The organism is Comamonas testosteroni (genome assembly GCF_014076415.1).
GTDB lineage: Bacteria > Pseudomonadota > Gammaproteobacteria > Burkholderiales > Burkholderiaceae_C > Comamonas > Comamonas testosteroni_F.
This window is the reverse complement of record NZ_CP043568.1, coordinates 72,707-89,490: the sequence shown is the minus strand read 5'-3', so window position 1 is coordinate 89,490 and position 16,784 is coordinate 72,707. Positions and strand designations below refer to the sequence as shown.

18 protein-coding genes are annotated in these 16,784 nt (G+C 65.1%); 5 read left to right on the top strand and 13 right to left on the bottom strand.

The window, feature by feature from the left end; all coding sequences use genetic code 11:
* Window positions 1–68: 68 nt before the first annotated feature.
* Both F0P97_RS00380 and F0P97_RS00375 read right to left on the bottom strand, forming a co-directional pair.
* A complete protein-coding gene (locus tag F0P97_RS00380) occupies window positions 69–797 on the bottom strand; it encodes an aspartate/glutamate racemase family protein (protein WP_182285174.1) in 729 nt (242 codons plus the stop codon).
* Window position 798: 1 nt separating this feature from the next.
* Window positions 799–1,680, bottom strand: a complete 882-nt coding sequence (locus F0P97_RS00375) for an amino acid ABC transporter substrate-binding protein (protein ID WP_182285173.1) — start codon at window positions 1,678–1,680, stop codon at window positions 799–801.
* Between the two features lie 270 nt (window positions 1,681–1,950).
* On the opposite strand from F0P97_RS00375, the gene F0P97_RS00370 reads away from it, so the two are divergent.
* Window positions 1,951–3,174 (top strand): D-amino acid dehydrogenase, encoded by a 1,224-nt coding sequence (locus F0P97_RS00370; protein WP_182287053.1) that lies wholly within the window; start codon window positions 1,951–1,953, stop codon window positions 3,172–3,174.
* Window positions 3,175–3,186: 12 nt separating this feature from the next.
* Here F0P97_RS00370 and F0P97_RS00365 read toward each other — a convergent pair whose 3' ends face one another.
* Both F0P97_RS00365 and F0P97_RS00360 read right to left on the bottom strand, forming a co-directional pair.
* On the bottom strand, window positions 3,187–4,095 hold the full coding sequence (locus F0P97_RS00365; RefSeq protein WP_003072024.1) for a LysR substrate-binding domain-containing protein: 909 nt from the start codon (window positions 4,093–4,095) through the stop codon (window positions 3,187–3,189).
* A gap of 21 nt (window positions 4,096–4,116) precedes the next feature.
* Complete coding sequence (locus tag F0P97_RS00360) at window positions 4,117–4,683, bottom strand: cob(I)yrinic acid a,c-diamide adenosyltransferase (RefSeq protein WP_182285172.1); 567 nt, start codon at window positions 4,681–4,683, stop codon at window positions 4,117–4,119.
* Between the two features lie 186 nt (window positions 4,684–4,869).
* Between F0P97_RS00360 and F0P97_RS00355 the strand changes: the two genes are divergently transcribed.
* Window positions 4,870–5,238: an EF-hand domain-containing protein gene (locus tag F0P97_RS00355; RefSeq protein ID WP_182285171.1), complete on the top strand. Its 369-nt coding sequence runs from the start codon at window positions 4,870–4,872 to the stop codon at window positions 5,236–5,238.
* 24 nt (window positions 5,239–5,262) lie between these two features.
* On the opposite strand, the gene F0P97_RS00350 is transcribed toward F0P97_RS00355, so the two are convergent.
* Window positions 5,263–6,234 (bottom strand): BMP family lipoprotein, encoded by a 972-nt coding sequence (locus F0P97_RS00350; protein WP_182285170.1) that lies wholly within the window; start codon window positions 6,232–6,234, stop codon window positions 5,263–5,265.
* Between the two features lie 15 nt (window positions 6,235–6,249).
* Window positions 6,250–7,248, bottom strand: coding sequence for a Bug family tripartite tricarboxylate transporter substrate binding protein (locus F0P97_RS00345; protein WP_182285169.1), 999 nt, complete (start codon window positions 7,246–7,248; stop codon window positions 6,250–6,252).
* Window positions 7,249–7,547: 299 nt separating this feature from the next.
* Here F0P97_RS00345 and F0P97_RS00340 point away from each other — a divergent pair, with 299 nt between their 5' ends.
* On the top strand, window positions 7,548–8,975 hold the full coding sequence (locus tag F0P97_RS00340) for an FAD-binding oxidoreductase (protein WP_182285168.1): 1,428 nt from the start codon (window positions 7,548–7,550) through the stop codon (window positions 8,973–8,975).
* An 88-nt stretch (window positions 8,976–9,063) separates the two neighbouring features.
* Here the strand turns inward: F0P97_RS00340 and F0P97_RS00335 are convergent, their stop codons facing one another.
* On the bottom strand, window positions 9,064–9,891 hold the full coding sequence (locus tag F0P97_RS00335; protein WP_046461752.1) for a hypothetical protein: 828 nt from the start codon (window positions 9,889–9,891) through the stop codon (window positions 9,064–9,066).
* A gap of 47 nt (window positions 9,892–9,938) precedes the next feature.
* On the bottom strand, window positions 9,939–10,541 hold the full coding sequence (locus tag F0P97_RS00330) for a tetratricopeptide repeat protein (protein ID WP_003065258.1): 603 nt from the start codon (window positions 10,539–10,541) through the stop codon (window positions 9,939–9,941).
* 197 nt (window positions 10,542–10,738) lie between these two features.
* On the opposite strand from F0P97_RS00330, the gene F0P97_RS00325 reads away from it, so the two are divergent.
* Window positions 10,739–11,491 (top strand): class I SAM-dependent methyltransferase, encoded by a 753-nt coding sequence (locus F0P97_RS00325; protein ID WP_182285167.1) that lies wholly within the window; start codon window positions 10,739–10,741, stop codon window positions 11,489–11,491.
* Window positions 11,492–11,497: 6 nt separating this feature from the next.
* On the opposite strand, the gene F0P97_RS00320 is transcribed toward F0P97_RS00325, so the two are convergent.
* The 5 genes from F0P97_RS00320 to F0P97_RS00300 all read right to left on the bottom strand — a co-directional run bounded on the left by F0P97_RS00320 (window position 11,498) and on the right by F0P97_RS00300 (window position 15,330).
* The gene (locus F0P97_RS00320; protein WP_182285166.1) at window positions 11,498–11,833 is read right to left on the bottom strand and encodes a c-type cytochrome; all 336 of its coding nucleotides are present in this window, start codon (window positions 11,831–11,833) and stop codon (window positions 11,498–11,500) included.
* A gap of 92 nt (window positions 11,834–11,925) precedes the next feature.
* Entirely contained in the window at window positions 11,926–13,137 is a 1,212-nt protein-coding gene (locus tag F0P97_RS00315; protein WP_182285165.1) for a sulfite oxidase, read from the bottom strand.
* A 48-nt stretch (window positions 13,138–13,185) separates the two neighbouring features.
* Window positions 13,186–13,773, bottom strand: coding sequence for a hypothetical protein (locus F0P97_RS00310; RefSeq protein WP_182285164.1), 588 nt, complete (start codon window positions 13,771–13,773; stop codon window positions 13,186–13,188).
* Window positions 13,770–14,330 carry an RNA polymerase sigma factor gene (locus F0P97_RS00305; RefSeq protein WP_182285163.1) on the bottom strand — a complete coding sequence of 187 codons (561 nt, stop codon included), beginning with the start codon at window positions 14,328–14,330 and terminating at the stop codon, window positions 13,770–13,772. The genes F0P97_RS00310 and F0P97_RS00305 overlap by 4 nt, the downstream gene beginning before the upstream one ends.
* Before the next feature lie 118 nt (window positions 14,331–14,448).
* Window positions 14,449–15,330, bottom strand: coding sequence for an AraC family transcriptional regulator (locus F0P97_RS00300; RefSeq protein WP_059440069.1), 882 nt, complete (start codon window positions 15,328–15,330; stop codon window positions 14,449–14,451).
* A gap of 78 nt (window positions 15,331–15,408) precedes the next feature.
* On the opposite strand from F0P97_RS00300, the gene F0P97_RS00295 reads away from it, so the two are divergent.
* On the top strand, window positions 15,409–16,686 hold the full coding sequence (locus tag F0P97_RS00295; RefSeq protein WP_182285162.1) for an MFS transporter: 1,278 nt from the start codon (window positions 15,409–15,411) through the stop codon (window positions 16,684–16,686).
* Window positions 16,687–16,784 lie beyond the last annotated feature (98 nt).

Sequence of the window (16,784 nt, the reverse complement as noted above, 5' to 3'; positions counted from 1 at the left end):
ATACATATCTGTTTTTTGACAAGCGATTGCAGCTCATCTTTTTATAAATCTCTGCTCCTCCGTCGCCGTTAGTGCGCGTATGCATCCTGCGCCAGCGCACAGGCCAGTATCCACGCCGGGTCCACCAGCTCGGCGCCGCGGGCCTGCGGCGCCTGCGGCAGGGCCAGCGGGATTTCGGTGCAGCCCATGATCACGGGCACGGCACCGTGGCGCTGCAGCAGCGGTGCCAGCGCCTCGCCGAAGCATTGCACGGCCAGCGGCATATCGCCCTGTTTCACGCCCTCGTAGATACCTTGCATGAGCCGGTCCCGGCCCGCCGGTCCGGGCCGCAGCGCGGCAATGCCGCACTCGGCCAGCGCCGCGTCGTAGAGCCCGCTGTCATAGGTTCCGTCCGTGGCCAGCACCAGGGCCTGGCGCGCGCCGCCTGCCTTCAGGTACAGCGCCGTCTGCTGCGCGATGTGCAGCACGCGCAGTTGCGGAAAAAGCCCCTGTATCTGCCCATGCCAGGCATGGGCCGTGTTGCAGGCCAGGGCCACGCTGCGCACGCCCAGGGCCGCGAGCCGGCCCGCGCCCTGCAGCAGATGCGGTGCCGGGCCCGCAGGGGACTGCGGATCGCTGCGCAGCGCCTGCGTGCGATCGGGCATGGGCAGCTGCACCAGCCAGTGCTCGGGATAGGCCTGGTCGCGCACGGGCAGTCCCCGGTCCTGCAGGTGCCGGGTGCAGGCCTGCACGAACAGGCGCACGAAATCTGCGCCCGCTGCAGGCCCCATGCCGCCGAGAATGCCCACAGCCTGCATCTCAGAACGCCGGCTTGTCGCCGCGCTCCTGCACGTTGCGCTGCAGCTGCTCGCTCATGGGCAGACCCAGGGCCGCGTTCTTGGGCGGGATGGGCTGCATGAACCATTTGTCGTAGAGCCTGGCGAATGCGCCCGACTTCATCATGTCGCCGATCACGCCATCCACCAGCTGCTTGAACTGCGGGTCGTCCTTGCGCAGCATGCAGGCATAGGGCTCGACCTGCAGCGCATCGGCCACGACGTGGAAATCCTTGGGATTCTTGGCGTTGGCGATCAGGCCGTAGAGCAGGATGTCGTCCATGCCGAAGGCCGCGGCGCGGTCGTTCTCGACCAGCAGAAAGCCGTCGGCATGGTCCTTGGCCATGACGATGTTCATGCCCCAGCCCTGCTCGGCATTGGCCTTGCGCAGCACCTGCAGATTGGTGGTGCCGGTGGTGATGGCCGCGGTCTTGCCCTTGAGGTCGGCATAGTTCTGGATGCCCGAGCTCTTCTTCACCAGCAGCCGCGTTCCGGTGTAGAAGTGATTGATGGCAAAGCCCACCTCCTTGGCCCGTACCGTGTTGTTGGTGGTCGATCCGCACTCCAGGTCTATGGTGCCGTTGGCCAGCAGCGGCATGCGGTTCTGCGAGGTCACGGCCTGCCAGCGCACCTCCAGCGCGGGCTGGTTCAGCACCTTCTTCACGGCTTCGGCCACCGCCTGCGAAAGCTCCACGGTCATGCCGATGGGCTTGCCGTTGTCCAGGTAGCTGAAGGGCACGGAGGACTCGCGGTAAGCCAGCGTGATGCGTCCGCTGTCGCGCACCTTGGCCAGGGTATCGGCATGGGCAGCGCCCAGAAAACCCAGGCCCAGTGCCGCGCAAAGCACGGTGGAGTGAAGTTGCATGCGGTGTCTCCTCTTCGGTGGTGGATGTGCCGCCAGTGTAGAAAGCGCGCCCGGCTCCGGGGGATGACAATATCGGGCTGTTCCATGCCCCTGGTTTATGGGTGGCAGCGCAGGCACAGCCATGCTCCGGGTAAACACCGCGACAAAGGGCCGCCCGGGCGCACGCAGCGCGCGGGCAGCCCATAACCTGGGCGCATACCCTGCACGCCAAATGCCATGGCTGCCCGGCCCCGTACGGGCCTACAGTGCGGCAGCATGGAGAAACGATCAATGCATGTCTGCATCGTGGGCGCCGGCATCGTCGGCCTGGCCACTGCCTATGCGCTGCAGAGCGCGGGCTGCCGGGTCACCGTTCTGGAGCGCGGGCCCGGCCCGGCAGCGGGCGCCAGCGGCGGCAACGGCGCGCAGCTCAGCTATTCCTACGTACAGCCGCTGGCCGATCCCGGCATCTGGAAGATGCTGCCGCAACTGCTGCTGGAAAAGGACTCGCCGCTGGCCCTGCGCCTGCGTGCCGATCCCGCCCAATGGGCCTGGGGACTGCGCTTTCTGGGCGCCTGCAATGCCCGCGCCTCCATGGCCGGTACGCAGGCGCTGCTGAGGCTGGCCGCCGAAAGCCGGCAGGCTTTCGAGAGCCTGCAGGCGCAGGAGTCCCTGAGCTGCGCACTGCACACGCCGGGCAAGCTGGTGCTGTACGAGACGCAGCAGGGCCTGGATGCCGCGGCCCGGCAGGTGGCCCTGCAATCGCGCCTTGGCGGCGCCAGCCAGCAGGTGGTGGATGCCACCGCCGCCGTGCGCCTGGAGCCCGCGCTGGCCGGCTACGCGGGCCGCATGGCGGGCGCCGTTCACACCCCCAGTGAAAGTGCCGCCGACTGCCGCCAGCTGTGCGAGCAGCTGGCAGCGCTGCTGGCCGTGCGCGGCGCCGAGTTGCGCTATGACACCGAGGTGCTGGGCTTCGAGCGCCAGGGCGACGCCGTCACCGGCCTGCGCACCGCCGCCGGCCTGCTGCAGGCCGAGCACTATGTGCTGGCCAGCGGCTGGGAAAGCCCGGCCCATGCGCGCCTGCTGGGCCTGCGCATTCCCGTCTATCCGCTCAAGGGCTACAGCATCACCGTGGACATACCGTCCAGCCACACCCATGCCGCGCCGCGCGTGAGCGTGACCGACACCGCGCGCAAGGTGGTGTTCGCGCGCCTGGGCGAGCGCCTGCGCGTGGCCGGCATGGTGGAGATCATCGGTCGCGACACACGCATCGATCCAGCCCGCATCGACAGCCTGCGCCGCTCCACTCAGCAGGTCTTCGCCCAGCTACCGCTACAGGGCTCGCTGCATCCCTGGAGCGGCATGCGCCCGGCCACACCCACGGGCCTGCCCATCACCGGCCGCCAGCGCGGAGGCCCGCGCAATCTGTGGCTGCAGACCGGCCATGGTGCGCTGGGCCTGACGCTGGCCTTCGGCTCGGCGCAGCGACTGGCTGCACAGATGCGCGCTGCCTGAACACGGATCTGCTCAGGAGGCGCTCAGAAGCTCCTGCAGGGCCTTGCGCATTTCCTGGGTCATGGCGCGCGCCAGCACCGATCCCGGGCGCTGGGGCAGGCTCAGCGCGTTCACGCCCACGGTGATGCGCGGCAGCAGCGGCACCACGTGCACGCGGCGCCGGTCGGCCGCCAGTGCCGTGCAGCCGTCCATGATGGCCGCGCCCAGCCCGTATTCGGCCATGGACAGCGCCGCATGGTAGGTCTGCACCGTCACCACGGGCGACAGCCCCACGCCATGCTCGCGGCAGGCCTGGCCCAGGCGCATGCCCAGCGGGTCTCGCGCATCGAGCGCGACCACCGGCAGATCGGCCAGATCCTTGAGTTCCATGCCTTCGGCGCGCACGCGCGAAGGCGGCAGCAGTCCCTTGGGCAGCACACAGAACATGTCCACCTCGGCCAGCAGTTCGTGCTCCAGCGCGGGCTGGCCCGCGGAGCTGATCACAAAGCCCACATCGGCCTCCTGCAGCAGCAGGGCCGACACCACCTGCGGCGTGTGCAGCGCCTGCACGTGCACCTGGACCTGCGGATGGCGGCGCCTGAAGCCCGCCACGGCGCGCGGCAGTACCTCGCGGCTGAGCGCGAACACCGTCAGCACATTGAGCCGGTCGGCCGACTGGCCGTGACGCAGATTGGCTGCCAGGCGCTGCACCTCGTCGAGCTGCTCGAACAGCTTCTCGATATGCGGAAACAGGGCCAGCGCTTCATTGGTCGGCGTCAGCCGCCCCCGCGCGCGCTGGAACAGCGCAAAGCCCATCTGCAGCTCGGCATGCTGCAGCGTGCGGCTGACCGCGGGCTGGGTGACGTTGATGAGGCGCGCGGCCGCGCTGACGCTGCCGGTCTGCATCACGGCATTGAAGACTTCGATATGTCGCAGACGCATGCCCGGCCTCCTGCCTTCGCCTCACTCGGACTGTGCGCGCGCCAGGCGTTCGCTCTTCCAGTACACATCGTCGCCGCCGTCGATGCGGTTGAGCACGCGGGCCAGCACGAACAGCAGATCGGACAGGCGGTTCAGATACTGGCGCGGCGCGGCTCGCATGGTCTCGGCCTGCTCCAGCGCCACCACCTGGCGCTCTGCACGGCGCGCCACGGTGCGACATACATGGGCCTGCGCGGCAGCACGCGTGCCGGCCGGAAGGATGAACTCCTGCAGGCGCGGCAACTCTGCGTTGTAGTGGGCCAGCGCGTTGTCGAGCTGCAGCAGCGCATCGTCCTTGAGCAGCTCATAGCCCGGCATGGACAGCTCGCCGCCCAGGTTGAACAGCTGGTGCTGGATGTCGATCAGCAGGTCGCGCACATCCTGGGGCATTGGCTCGCACAGCAGCAGGCCGATATGCGAGTTCAGTTCATCCACATCGCCCATGGCATGCGGGCGGCCGCTGTTCTTGGAAACGCGGGTGTTGTCTCCCAGGCCGGTGGTTCCGTCATCTCCGGTGCGGGTGGCGATTTGCGTGAGGCGATTGCCCATGGGTCATCCCTTGTCAAAGCTGCGAGTTTTTCCAGGGCCGGCGCGGCCCGCAGATATGGCCGCCATTGTGCGTTACAGCCCGCAGGCAAATGTAGTCTGAGGCAACAGCAGGCAAAAATGCTGGCCCTTTGACGCCTCACAGGGTGCAATGCACTCCTGTTATCGCATAGAGAAGGAATGCCATTCATGAACAAGAAGAATCTGCTCAATTGCAAGGTCTCGTCATTCGAAGTCGTCAGCGTGGTGCTGTTTTCTGCGCTCACCCTGGGTGGAGGCATGGCTTTTGCACAAACCGGCGGCGGCAATGTCGGCAACAACAAGGAGCCTGCGCGCATCGTGCAGTCGGGTTCCGCCACCGGCGTGCAGCAGGCACCAGCGGCAAAAAGCAGCGTGCAAGCGGCATTCGAGCGTGCCGATGCCAATCGCGACGGTCAGCTCAGTGCGCAGGAAGCACGCCAGTTGCCAGTCATCTCCCAGCGCTTCGAAGAGATCGACAGCGACCGCAACGGCCAGCTGTCACGCGCCGAATTCGACAAGGGCGCGCAGCAGTACTGAGTCCTTGCCCCGGCCCTTGCCTGATCATGCCGCAGCGCTGATTTCCTCCTGCGGCAAGGCGAACTCGGCCCCGGCATAGTCCAGGTGAATCTCGAACTCGCGGCGCAGCAGGCGCTGCGCCCAGTCTTCGACCAGGCTGCGCTGCGCAGCACTCACCCCGGCCCCCATTTCCAGCCGCACCAGACTCGGCTCTTCGAGGCCGAAGGCTCGATAGCCACCCAGCGGCAGCAGGCCCCTGGCATGGTCCTCGACGGCGCGAAACAAGGCCTCGCCTGAATTGCAGATCGCCGAGGCCACAAACACCTCGGGGTCGCGCTCCACCCAGTTCAGCACATTGCCGATCTGCGCCACTCCATGCGCCCGGCAAGCCTGCGTCACACCGGGGCGGCCACCATCGAGCATGGCAAACACAATGTCCAGATCCGTCTGCTCGACCATCGCCGAGACACAGGTGCGGGCCCAGTCCGGACGATGCTGGTGACCGCAGAACTGGGTGACGAGTTGCCCCTCAAAACCGGCGCGCCTGAGACCGTCCGCATAGGCCGCCCGACCACGCAGACCCGGCGGCACCTTCTCGCCCGAGAAATGCCCCACCTTGCCCGTCTTGCTCCACTGGCTGGCCAGCACGCCGGCGAGGAATGCCGACTGCTCCTGCAGCACCTCGTAACGCGCCACATTGGGTGCCGCCCAGCTGCCCTGCGTGACCGCAAAGGCCTGCTCGGGCCAGCGCCCGGCCAGGATCTGCACCGGACCGTCCCCCTGACCGCCATGCGCAAGAATCAGCGCATAGCGGCCGCCGCACAATGCGGACATTTCGGCGGCGCGCTGCTCGGCCGACTGGCCGGCCACCCAGAGCATATCGACCTCATGGCCGGCCTCTCTGGCCTTATAGGCTCCGCGCAGTCCCGACTCGTTGAAACTGCCCTGCCCTTCGGGGCCAAACAGCACCACGGCATAGCGCGGCTTACGGGGTGAATACAGTTTCTCGCTGCTCATCGTTGTCCTGACTGGTTAAAGCTTTGCGCCGGTCTTTTTCGCGATATCTCCCCAGGCCAGATGCTGGTCTGCAATCAGCTGGGCGAAGGCTTTGGATTCCATATCCCGGGTCACGAATCCCTGGGCTTCGAGCGTCTGCGCAAACTCGGGACGCGCGCTGATCTGCCGAACCGCGCCGGCGATTTTTTCGGCCAGCGCCCTGGGCAGGCCAGCGGGTGCCGAAATGCCGACGAAGTTTTCGGAGACCAGCTGTGCCAGCCCCAGCTCGGCCACGCTGGGCACCGCCGGTGCCTGCGCTACGCGGCGTGGCGATGTCAGCGCCAGCAGCTTGAGCCGGCCCTGCTTGTGCAGCGCGATGTTCTGCGGCAAGGCATCGAACGCCAGCTTGACATGGCCGCTGAGCAGATCCGCACGCATGGGGCCGGCACCGCGATAAGGGACATGCTCCATGGACAGCTTGAGCGTCTGTGCAAACTGCTCGCCCACCAGATGTCCCACCGAGGCGGCGCCGCCGCTGCCAAAGGCCACGGGAGCAGGCTGCTCCTTGATCCAGCTCACCAGCTCGCTCAGGCTGTTGGCGGGCACCGAAGGATGTACCGCAAACACCGTGGGCACGGCGCCGATGTAGGCCAGATGTTCGAAGCTGCGCAAGGGATCGTAGCCAGGGCTTTGCAGCAGCGATGGCGCTATCGACAGCGCCGCAGAATTGGATACCAGCAGCGTGTAGCCGTCATTGGCGCTGTGCGCCACGATCTGCGCACCAATCGACGAGCCCGCACCGGGCTTGTTGTCTATGACCACGCTCTGGCCCAGCTTCTCGGCCAGCGCGGGAGCCAGCACCCGCGCCACGATATCGCTGGAGCCGCCGGGCGGAAAGGTCACGACCAGTTTGATGGGCCGCGCCGGCCAGGCCTGCGTCTGCGCTGCACGCACCTGCCATGCCGCGCCCAGCATGCCTGCCGCCGACACCCCGGCCAGCCCCTGAATGAATGATCTGCGACCCGTATCGCGCATAGCTCCGCCCTCCGAACTGCTTTTGGTTTGAAGCGAGCTCTGCAGCGCACGCCATGAGGCTTGCCAATATAGGTACACCAGGCACAAACCCTAAACACTGAATTTTCATTAGTTAGGGCGAAACTTATCTATGTGCTCGCAGCAGATGGCTGCACCACGACGAAAGCCACGAGCTCTGCCAGCTCCAATGGGCATGTACCAGCGCAGCGATTGCGACCTTGAGCGCCATGGCCTAGTACCCAATACGTACATGTCTGGATCGGGTCAGGTGGTATTCTTTTTCTCCTCTGGAGACCCCGATGAACGCACCTGTTGCCCATACCTCGCTGCAGCCCGATTTCGTGCAGCGCCCCATCCCCGAAGAATTTCTGCAGGCTCTGCAAACACGTTTCGGCGGCCAGTGCTCCACGGCTTTGGCCGTGCGCGAGCAGCATGGCCGCGACGAAGGCGCGATTTCTGCGCCCCCTCCGGCTGCAGTGGTGTTTGCCGAATCCACCCGGGACGTGCAGGATGCCGTCACGCTCTGCGACCAGTACGGCGTGCCCGTGATTGCCTACGGCGCAGGATCGTCGCTGGAAGGTCATCTGCTGGCCGTGCAGGGCGGCATCACCATCGACGTCAGCCGCATGAACCGTGTGCTCTCGGTCAACACCGAAGACCTGACCATCACCGTGCAGCCCGGCATCACGCGCAAGGCATTGAACGAGGCCATCAAGGACACCGGCTTCTTCTTTCCCATCGACCCCGGCGCCGACGCTTCGATTGGCGGCATGACCTCGACCCGCGCCAGCGGCACCAATGCCGTGCGCTACGGCACCATGCGCGAGAACGTGCTGGCCCTGGAGGTGGTGACGGCCAGCGGCGAAGTGGTGCGCACCGGCAACCGCGCCAAGAAGAGCGCTGCCGGCTACGACCTGACCCGCCTGCTGGTGGGCAGCGAAGGCACGCTGGGCATCTTCACCGAGATCACGCTGCGCATCTATCCCCTGCCCGAGGCGGTGAGCGCAGCCATCTGCTCTTTTTCCAGCATCGAGAGCGCCGTACACACGGTGATCCAGACCATCCAGATGGGCATTCCCATCGCACGCGTGGAACTGGTCGATGTGAATTCGGTGCGCATGGTCAATGCCTACAGCAAGCTGTCCCTGCGTGAAGAGCCCATGCTGCTGATGGAGTTCCACGGCTCGCCCACGGGCGTCAAGGAGCAGGCCGAGATGGTTCAGGACATTGCCCATGAATTCGGCGGCAATGCCTTTGAATGGGCCGAGCGCCCCGAAGACCGTACGCGTCTGTTCACCGCGCGCCACAACGCCTATTTCGCGGCCGTCTCCAGCGTGCCCGGCTGCCGCTGCATCACCACCGATGCCTGTGTGCCCATCAGCCGTCTGGCCGATGCGCTGCTGGAATGCGTGACCGAAGCCGATGCCAGTGGCATCCCCTACTTCCTGGTCGGCCACGTGGGCGACGGCAACTTCCACTTCGGCTATCTGATCGACCCCGACAACGACGCCCAGCGCCAGCAGGCCGAGCAGCTCAACCACACGCTGGTGGCACGTGCGATTGCGCTGGGCGGCACCTGCACGGGCGAGCACGGCATCGGCATCCACAAGCAGGGATTTTTGCTCGAAGAGGCAGGAGCCGGTGCGGTGCAGATGATGCGCGCCATCAAGCAGGCACTGGACCCCAAGAACATCCTGAACCCGGGCAAGATCTTTCAGCTGCAGTAAGCAGCGCTCGCGGCGCTTGCTGAAGACGCGCAAACCATGAAAAAAGGGCCTGCAGCTGCAGGCCCTTTTCTGTTTCCGGATCGGAGCTTTACTTGCCGACCTTGAGCTGACCGCCGCGACCCAGGCCGCCCTTGACTTCCTGTGCCTTGTAGTTGCGCAGCGAGATCACCATGTTGTTGTAGGCATCCATGAAGGCGGCCACCGTGGCCTTGCCTTCGGGTGAGCGCGAGAAGCCGCCCAGACCGCCACCCACGCCACCGCCGAACGCGCCCATGGCTGCGCCGAAGTTGGTGGCTGTGGAGTTGCCTTCGGAGATGGAGATCTGCACGCCAGAACGGATGTCGAACATGCTCAGAGTCACCACCGAAGCCTTGCTCTGCATGGCGCCGCCGATCAGCGTACCCACATTGCCGAACAGACCGCCCACGCCCGCTGCCAGCTGACCGGTTGCATCGTTATCGATGATGATGGAAGGCTCCATGTAGTAATCGGCCGCCACGCGCTGGCCCTTTTGCTGCTTGGAGCCGGCGCGGAATTCACCGGAGTTGCGCTGCTTGTCGGTGATCGCCGACATCTTGCTTTCGGTGCGGTTGTTGCCGATGGAGGTGATCACAAAGCAGTTGGACTGCTGCACGGCCAGACGGATCAGGGGCTCGATGGTCGTGATCTTGGTGGCAGCGCCAAAGCTGGCATACCACTCCTTGCCGCGACCGTCGTCCACGGCCAGCGTACCCAGAGGAGCATCGCAACGCTCGAGCGTAGGGTTCGCATTCACGCTGGTTGCGCCGCCCGCTGCGCCGGTGGCAGCCGTGGGAGCCGTACCCGTGGAAATGGTGCCGCCGCCGGGGGTCACGCAACCGCCCAGTGCCAGGGCCGATGCGATGGCTGCCAGACGCAGCGTTGTCTTCTTGGACATAGTGATGCTTTCAAAAAAATAAAAAATGCTGCAGCGCTCACAGCGCCTCAGCGGTAATACCAACCCGACGAGCCCCACACCATGTAGTAGGGCGCGCCCACATACCAGCCGTTCCAGGACTTGCGCTCGTCCTCGATGGCCTGATAGCGTGCATGAGCATTCTGTTTGGCAGCTTGCGCCTGGGGCAGCAGGCGCTTGGCTTCCTTGAAGCCCTTGGCTGCAGCACGCGACAACCATGCCTCGGCTTCGGCGGGGTCCGGGCCCATCTCTTCAAAGCCCAGCAGATACAGACGACCCAGCGCAAACTGGGCCTGACCGTTACCGGCATCGCCGGCCTTGCGCATCCACTCGATGGCCTGATAGCTGTTGCGCTCCACGCCATCGCCGCGCAGATAGCGCAGCCCCAGGTCATAGGCTGCGCGAGGATCGGCTTCGGCTTTTTGCACCAGTGCCGCCAGGCGGCGCTCCGCCTCGGGATTGACGGGCTCGCCACGGAAAGTCGCGACATTGCGCGGCAGCTCGGAACAGTTATTGCCTTCGCACAGGCGCACGGTGGGCGAAGCAGGTGCCAACTGCTCCTGCGGTGTCTGTACCGCGCATGCTGTCAATGCAAGAGCCGCCAATGAAAAGGTGGGGGCGAGCAGGCGCATGGATGTCTCCTCTGAATTCTCAGCCGCTGAAAGCCGAAAAGTATACATAAGCAAAAATCAGTAATTTTTACGACGAGTTGACTACACGCATACCCCACCAAAGAGGGGTATCCCGCACAAAATGCAAAATTCCGACAAGGCCTTGCCTGCACTTCGGTGTCGTGAAGCCTGTGTATGACGGATACATTTCAAAACTCATGACAAAAAAATGGCTTGACTCGACCTGGCCTCTGCCTGCATTGCTCGTCTGGCTGCTGGCCTGGCTGATTTTTGCGGGTCTGGCGCGCCTGCTGCCCTGGTGGCTGGCCCTGCTGGTCGGAGGCGGCTTCAGCACGGCGGCCAGTCTCCACGGGCCCAACTGGTGGCGCCGGCTCATCATTGCGGCCGGGTTTCCGCTGTCGTTTCTGGTGCTCAGCGCCAGCCAGTTGCCCGCCTGGGGCTGGCTGCTGCCCCTGGCCTTGCTGCTGCTGATCTACCCGCTCAATGCCTGGCGTGATGCCCCCGTCTTTCCAACGCCGTTAAATGCGCTCAAAGGACTGGCAGAGGTCGTGCAGTTGCCGGAGCAGGCGCTGGTGCTGGACGCCGGCTGCGGCATGGGCGATGGCTTGCGAGCGCTGCACCGCGCGCTGCCGCAGGCCCGCCTCAATGGTCTGGAATGGAGCTGGCCACTGGCGATTGCCAGCGCCTTGCGTTGCCCCTGGGCACGCGTACGGCGTGGCGATATCTGGCTGACCGACTGGAGCCGCTATCAGCTGGTCTATCTGTTCCAGCGGCCCGAAAGCATGGGCCGCGCTGCCGTCAAGGCAGCCACCGAGATGCAGCCCGGCAGCTGGCTGGTCAGTCTGGACTTCCAGCTGCCCGGCGTGGAGGCGACGGCCTGCCTGCAAGGCAATAGCCGCCACAAGGCATGGATCTACGCCATTCCGCTGGATGGCGCAGAACGCAGCTGAGGCGTTTTATTTGGCCCCGCCACTGGCCTTGCTCACGTAGAGAGCAACGGCAGCGATATCGGCTTCGCTCATTGTGGCCTTGAAGGAGGGCATGGAGCCGATGCCATCCTTCAGAGCACGCGCCACGCGGGCCGCATCGGGCTGCAACTCGTCCAGCACCGGGCCTATGGCACCTTCGGTACCGGCGTCCTTGAGGGTATGGCACACCGCGCAGGCAGGGACTGCAGCAGTGGTGAACAGCTCTTTGCCACGTGCCATCTGGGCAGCCTGATCGGCGTGGGCTGCAGTGCCCGCAAAGGCGGTCAAGAGCAGGGCGGCAAGGGTATGGTTTGTCTTCATCATTGTTCTTTGAGAAATGCGATGCATCGGGGGTTTTGATACCCATCGCCCGGCGCCCCTTCTTCGGCACCCGGCATGGGTAGCGAGTGCGGCGCTCAGGCCACGGTGACAGTCACGGCGTGGTCGGCCCAGCTGGTGTTGTTGTAGCCGCTCTGGTTCTCACCCCGCGTTTCAGGCTGCGCATTGCCCTTGACGTCGGTAGCGCGGCTGGCCAGGGTGTAGGTACCCTTGGGCAGCTGTGCCTGCAGCACGAACTGGCGCCAGGCGTACTTGCCCATATCGGGGCCTACCAGACGGGCCTGCTTCCAGGTCTTGCCGCCGTCGATGGAGACTTCCACCCCCTTGACGGCGTTCATGCCGCCGAAGGCCACGCCCTGAATCTGCACCAGGCCGGAGGCCTGGTTGCCGTCTTCGGGGATGGGGCTGTTGATCCAGGACTTGACGCTCATTTCCTGTACCGAAGGCTGGCTGGGGTCGCCCTTGCTGCCGGGGGGAGAGATGCGGTAGCCGTGGGACATGATGTGCGCTTCGCTTTCCTTGACGGTAAAGGCCAGCTGCTTGATGTACTTGATGTTGTTCACGCCGGTGTAGCCGGGCACGATCAGGCGCAGCGGGCCGCCATGGGCCAAAGGCACGGGCTCGCCGTTCATCTCCCAGGCCAGCAGCGCGTCCTCCATGGCCGACAGAGGCACGGAACGCTCCACCAGCACGCTCTTGGGATCGAGGCCTGCGGGCAGCACCTCTCCGCCCGTTCCCGTCATGTAGACCATGCCGTCGGCCATGCCGCCCAGGGCCTTGACCACCTCACGCACTGGCACGCCGCTCCAGACCACGCAGCCTGCTGCGCCTACGGTCCATTGCGTGCCGCTGGGCTTGGTGGGGAAGAAGGCGCGGCCATTGCCCGAGCATTGCAGCACCATGGTCACAGTTTCCAGGCCCAGCTTCTTGAGCTCGCCAACGGTCAGCTTGGCGGGCTTCTTCACGCCATCAATCTGCACCGCCCATGCATCGCGATCGGCCACGATGGACTCGGGAGGCGTGGGCAGGTTGTTGCGCACATAGAGCTGGTTGGTGGGCGTGACCACGCTGGAGCCAAACGCGCTGCGCCTGGTCTCGATGGTGGTGGAGCTGTGCACGATCACGGCATCGGCATTCTTGAAGCCGGCATAGCCGGGTAGAGGCTTGGCTGCGGGTGCAGCGGCCTGCGCCATGGCCTGGCTCTGGAAGCTGGCCAGACCGGCCGCAGCCAGCGCGCTGGCGCTACCGGCGAGCAGGCGACGACGCGGCAGGGATGTAGGTTGTTGCATGGTGTCTCCTTGGTAGTTGTGGTGAATGATCAGCGCGAAAAATCCGGTTCAGCCATCGACTTTCTCAGGGGCCCCCAGAGCGCGTGATGCCACGGCCAGAGCCTGTTTCTTCTGTGCGATCAGCACCAGCGGACGGCCTTCGCGCGAGCGCACCACCTGCCAGTAGCTGTTGGCCCACCAGCCCTGGCCGTCGGCAATCCGCTGGGGCTGCTCGAAGGCCAGCACCGTGACGATGCCGCCTTTTTCAAAAAAAGTGGTCAGGTGATAGGCGCGACTGCCGTCGATATCGCAGGGCCGCATGAGCTGGGTATAGCCAGGCAGCTTCTGGTCGACAGGCCAGTCCATATGTCTGGCAATCTCGGCCTCGGGTATGAACTGGCCGCGCAGCGTGCGCTCGTAATACTCATGCTCTATGGCCGAGCGCACCATCTGCGGCGGTCGCAGGCTCAGCACGCTGCCCGCAGCGACGCTGCCGACCATCACGGCTGCACACAGCGCATGCAGGCCACGACGGGCGTACCAGGGCGTGTGACGCAGCAAATGGGTCGGAGGCTCGCCGGGCTCGAAAGCCAGTGCCAGCTCGGCACGGGCACGCAGGTCGAAATCGGTGTCTTCGGGGCGGTCTTGATGTTTCATGGTGCGCGCTTTCTCAGCGGTATCACGCCGACAGCTGCGAAAGATTCGGTGGCAGCCTTGGCGGGACGGCGCGCAGGCTCCTGCAGTGCCGTCTTGAGCGCCTCACGGGCCCGCGCCAGGCGAGAGAGCACGGTGCCTGGTGCAATATCCAGCGCCTCGGCCATCTGGGCCGTGGGCATGTCGTCAAAGTAGTAAAGCACCAGCACTTCACGATGGATGGGGGCAATGCGGCTCAGCGCCTTGACCACGTCCAGCTGCGCATCGAGTGCATCGTGGTGATTCACGCCCTGCTCGCAGGCTTCATCCAGAGACTCGGCCTGCGATTGCACAGGATCGAAGTGCCTGAAGGCATGACGGCGCATGATCTGGAACAGCCAGGCCCTGGCCATGCTCTGGTCGCGCAGCTGGTGGCGAAAGCGCCAGGCGCTGGTGAAGCAATCCTGCACCACATCCTCGGCTGTCGCACGCGAGCCCGTCAGCGCCCAGGCGCTGCGCAGCAAAAAGCGGTAGTGCTCGCGCACCCACTGGTTGTAGCGCGACTCGGCGGAGAAGATCATGGTGATAAAGAGCGCAGGTTTGCAGCTTTCATTCCATGCCGCTGCAAATATTGTTTGAGGCTCCACCCCTCAAAATAACAAAAACAGCCTCAAACCCTTTTGTACAAAGAGCTAGCAGCTATACATTTTGTGCATGCATGCCGAAAAATTGTGCAGGGGGCATACCCACCGTGCGGCGCACCATGGCGCTGAAGGCGCTGGGACTGTAGTCCAGCTCGGCCGCAATGCGCTGGATCGGCCAGTTGCGCGCCGCCAAACTCACGGCATGGGCCAGCACCACCTGCTGGCGCCACTGGGTAAAACTGCATTCCAGCTGCTGGCGAAACAGTCGCGCCACGGTGCGCGGACTGGCCCCGGTATCGCGCGCCCAGTCCTCCAGCGTCTCGTTGCGCGTGGGGTCGGCCAGCACGGCCTCGCAGAGCTGGCGCAAGCGCTTGTCCTGGGGCAGGTTCACACCCAGCTGCACGGCACTGGCACGGCGCAGCTCGTCGAGCAGCAGCTGGCTCAGATGGTGCTCGCGAGCCCTGTCCTGCTCGCAAAGCTGCTGGCTGTCATCGGGCAGCGTGGGCAGTTCGCGCACCACGGCGCGCAGCAGATCCGAGGCATTGAGCACCCGGCACTGGCGCCAGGCCGCCTCTTCCCCGGGGGCCACATCGGGGCCGCAACGCCCCTGGGTCTGAAAGAAGTACAAGGTGCGCAGATCGGCGCTTTCCACCATGGTCACGGCATGCTCCATGCCCGGCGGCACCCACAGCACGCGGGACGGCGGCACGATATAGGTGCCCTGCGCTACCGTCAGGCGTATGGTGCCCGTGGTGGAGATGGCCAGTTGCCCCCAGGGATGACGGTGCGGCTTGACCTGGGTATCGGCCTCCAGCCAGCGGCATTTGGCCCGCACCGGGCGCTGTGCCGTGGGTATGTAGAGATGGGGCGTCAGCGTCTCCACATAGGCGCTGGCCTTGCCTGCACGCAGGGGCTCGGGATCGTGGAGGCTGGACATGATGGTTTGGCTGGCTTGCGATAGCAATTGGCAGACTATCGCATACAAGACGCGAGCAGTCTGCCTAAGATGCGACATATGAACCGCCCTGCCTCCACAACACCTCAAAACCAGGCGCCAGAGACACTGCGCAGTGACGCGCGCACCATCGGCCTCATCGGCCTGGCCCATGGCTCGTCGCACTTTTTCCATCTGCTGCTGCCGCCGTTGTTTCCCTGGCTGATCAAGGACTTCGGCTACAGCTATGCCGAGCTCAGCGTCATGGTCTCGCTGTTCTTCATTGTCTCCGGCACCGGCCAGGCACTGGCCGGCTTTGCGGTGGACCGCTTTGGCGCACGTCCGATTCTGTTTGCCGCCCTTGGCAGCTTTGTGGTCGCAGGCCTGATTGCGAGCACGGCACAGGGCTACAGCATGCTGCTGGCCGCCGCCTTTTTTGCGGGCCTGGGCAATGCGCCCTTCCACCCCGTGGACTTCACCATCCTCAACAAGCGCGTGTCGCAGCAGCGCATAGGCCATGCCTTCTCGGTGCATGGCCTGTCCGGCAATCTGGGCTGGGCGCTGGCGCCGCTGTTCATGGCGGGCATCACCACGGCCACGGGCTCCTGGCGTCTGGCCTGCCTGGGCGGCGCCCTCTGCGCAGCCGTGGTGCTGGCCATCATGGTCTTCAACCGCGATGCGCTCGATGATCGCGCCGAATCCGCCGGTGCTGCCGCCAAGCCGGCTGCCGGAGCCATTGCTGCACCTCAGGAACATCCCATGGCCTTCATGAAGCTGCCATCGGTGTGGCTGTGCTTTTCCTTCTTCTTCTGGAGCACCTGCGCGCTCAGCGCCATCCAGAGCTTTGCCAGCCCGGCCCTGCAATCCATGTACGGCCTGCCGCTTTCCGTGACGGCGCTGATCGTCACCGGCTATATGCTGTGCGGCGCTGCCGGCATGGTCGTGGGCGGCTTTCTGGTCGGCCGCGTGCAGCGGCTGGAGAAGGTGATCTCCATCTGCATGCTGGGCTCGGGCCTGTTGCTGTTTGTCGTCGGCACGGGCTGGCTGCCCGGCATGGTGGCGGTGGTCGTGGCCTCAGTCGCCGGTCTGGGCACGGGCCTGGCCGGCCCCTCGCGCGACATGCTGATCAAGCGCGCAGCGCCCCCCGGCGCCACGGGCCGTGTCTACGGCACGGTGTATTCGGGCCTGGATCTGGGCTTCTGCCTGGCCGCGCCGGTCTTCGGCTACATGCTGGACCACCAGATGACCAACGCAGTGTTCTATGGCTCGGCAATTGCGCTGGTGCTGTCTGTGGTCTCGGCGGTCATCGTCGGCGACGGTGTGAGCAAAAAGACCAAATCCCATCTGGCGGCGGCCTGAGCAACCGGCACACCCCACCAAGCCCTGCCCGTGCAAGCTGCAGGGCTTTTTTGTCGGCGCGGGAGATCAAGTTGTCCTGGTATTTATCCCTAGTCTGT

Excerpts from the sequence above, each read along its gene's own strand:
- F0P97_RS00380 (WP_182285174.1), bottom strand. The coding sequence starts at position 797 with ATGCAGGCTGTGGGCATTCTCGGCGGCATGGGGCCTGCAGCGGGCGCA.
- F0P97_RS00375 (WP_182285173.1), bottom strand. The coding sequence starts at position 1,680 with ATGCAACTTCACTCCACCGTGCTTTGCGCGGCACTGGGCCTGGGTTTT.
- F0P97_RS00370 (WP_182287053.1), top strand. The coding sequence starts at position 1,951 with ATGCATGTCTGCATCGTGGGCGCCGGCATCGTCGGCCTGGCCACTGCC.
- F0P97_RS00365 (WP_003072024.1), bottom strand. The coding sequence starts at position 4,095 with ATGCGTCTGCGACATATCGAAGTCTTCAATGCCGTGATGCAGACCGGC.
- F0P97_RS00360 (WP_182285172.1), bottom strand. The coding sequence starts at position 4,683 with ATGGGCAATCGCCTCACGCAAATCGCCACCCGCACCGGAGATGACGGA.
- F0P97_RS00355 (WP_182285171.1), top strand. The coding sequence starts at position 4,870 with ATGAACAAGAAGAATCTGCTCAATTGCAAGGTCTCGTCATTCGAAGTC.
- F0P97_RS00350 (WP_182285170.1), bottom strand. The coding sequence starts at position 6,234 with ATGAGCAGCGAGAAACTGTATTCACCCCGTAAGCCGCGCTATGCCGTG.
- F0P97_RS00345 (WP_182285169.1), bottom strand. The coding sequence starts at position 7,248 with ATGCGCGATACGGGTCGCAGATCATTCATTCAGGGGCTGGCCGGGGTG.
- F0P97_RS00340 (WP_182285168.1), top strand. The coding sequence starts at position 7,548 with ATGAACGCACCTGTTGCCCATACCTCGCTGCAGCCCGATTTCGTGCAG.
- F0P97_RS00335 (WP_046461752.1), bottom strand. The coding sequence starts at position 9,891 with ATGTCCAAGAAGACAACGCTGCGTCTGGCAGCCATCGCATCGGCCCTG.
- F0P97_RS00330 (WP_003065258.1), bottom strand. The coding sequence starts at position 10,541 with ATGCGCCTGCTCGCCCCCACCTTTTCATTGGCGGCTCTTGCATTGACA.
- F0P97_RS00325 (WP_182285167.1), top strand. The coding sequence starts at position 10,739 with ATGACAAAAAAATGGCTTGACTCGACCTGGCCTCTGCCTGCATTGCTC.
- F0P97_RS00320 (WP_182285166.1), bottom strand. The coding sequence starts at position 11,833 with ATGATGAAGACAAACCATACCCTTGCCGCCCTGCTCTTGACCGCCTTT.
- F0P97_RS00315 (WP_182285165.1), bottom strand. The coding sequence starts at position 13,137 with ATGCAACAACCTACATCCCTGCCGCGTCGTCGCCTGCTCGCCGGTAGC.
- F0P97_RS00310 (WP_182285164.1), bottom strand. The coding sequence starts at position 13,773 with ATGAAACATCAAGACCGCCCCGAAGACACCGATTTCGACCTGCGTGCC.
- F0P97_RS00305 (WP_182285163.1), bottom strand. The coding sequence starts at position 14,330 with ATGATCTTCTCCGCCGAGTCGCGCTACAACCAGTGGGTGCGCGAGCAC.
- F0P97_RS00300 (WP_059440069.1), bottom strand. The coding sequence starts at position 15,330 with ATGTCCAGCCTCCACGATCCCGAGCCCCTGCGTGCAGGCAAGGCCAGC.
- F0P97_RS00295 (WP_182285162.1), top strand. The coding sequence starts at position 15,409 with ATGAACCGCCCTGCCTCCACAACACCTCAAAACCAGGCGCCAGAGACA.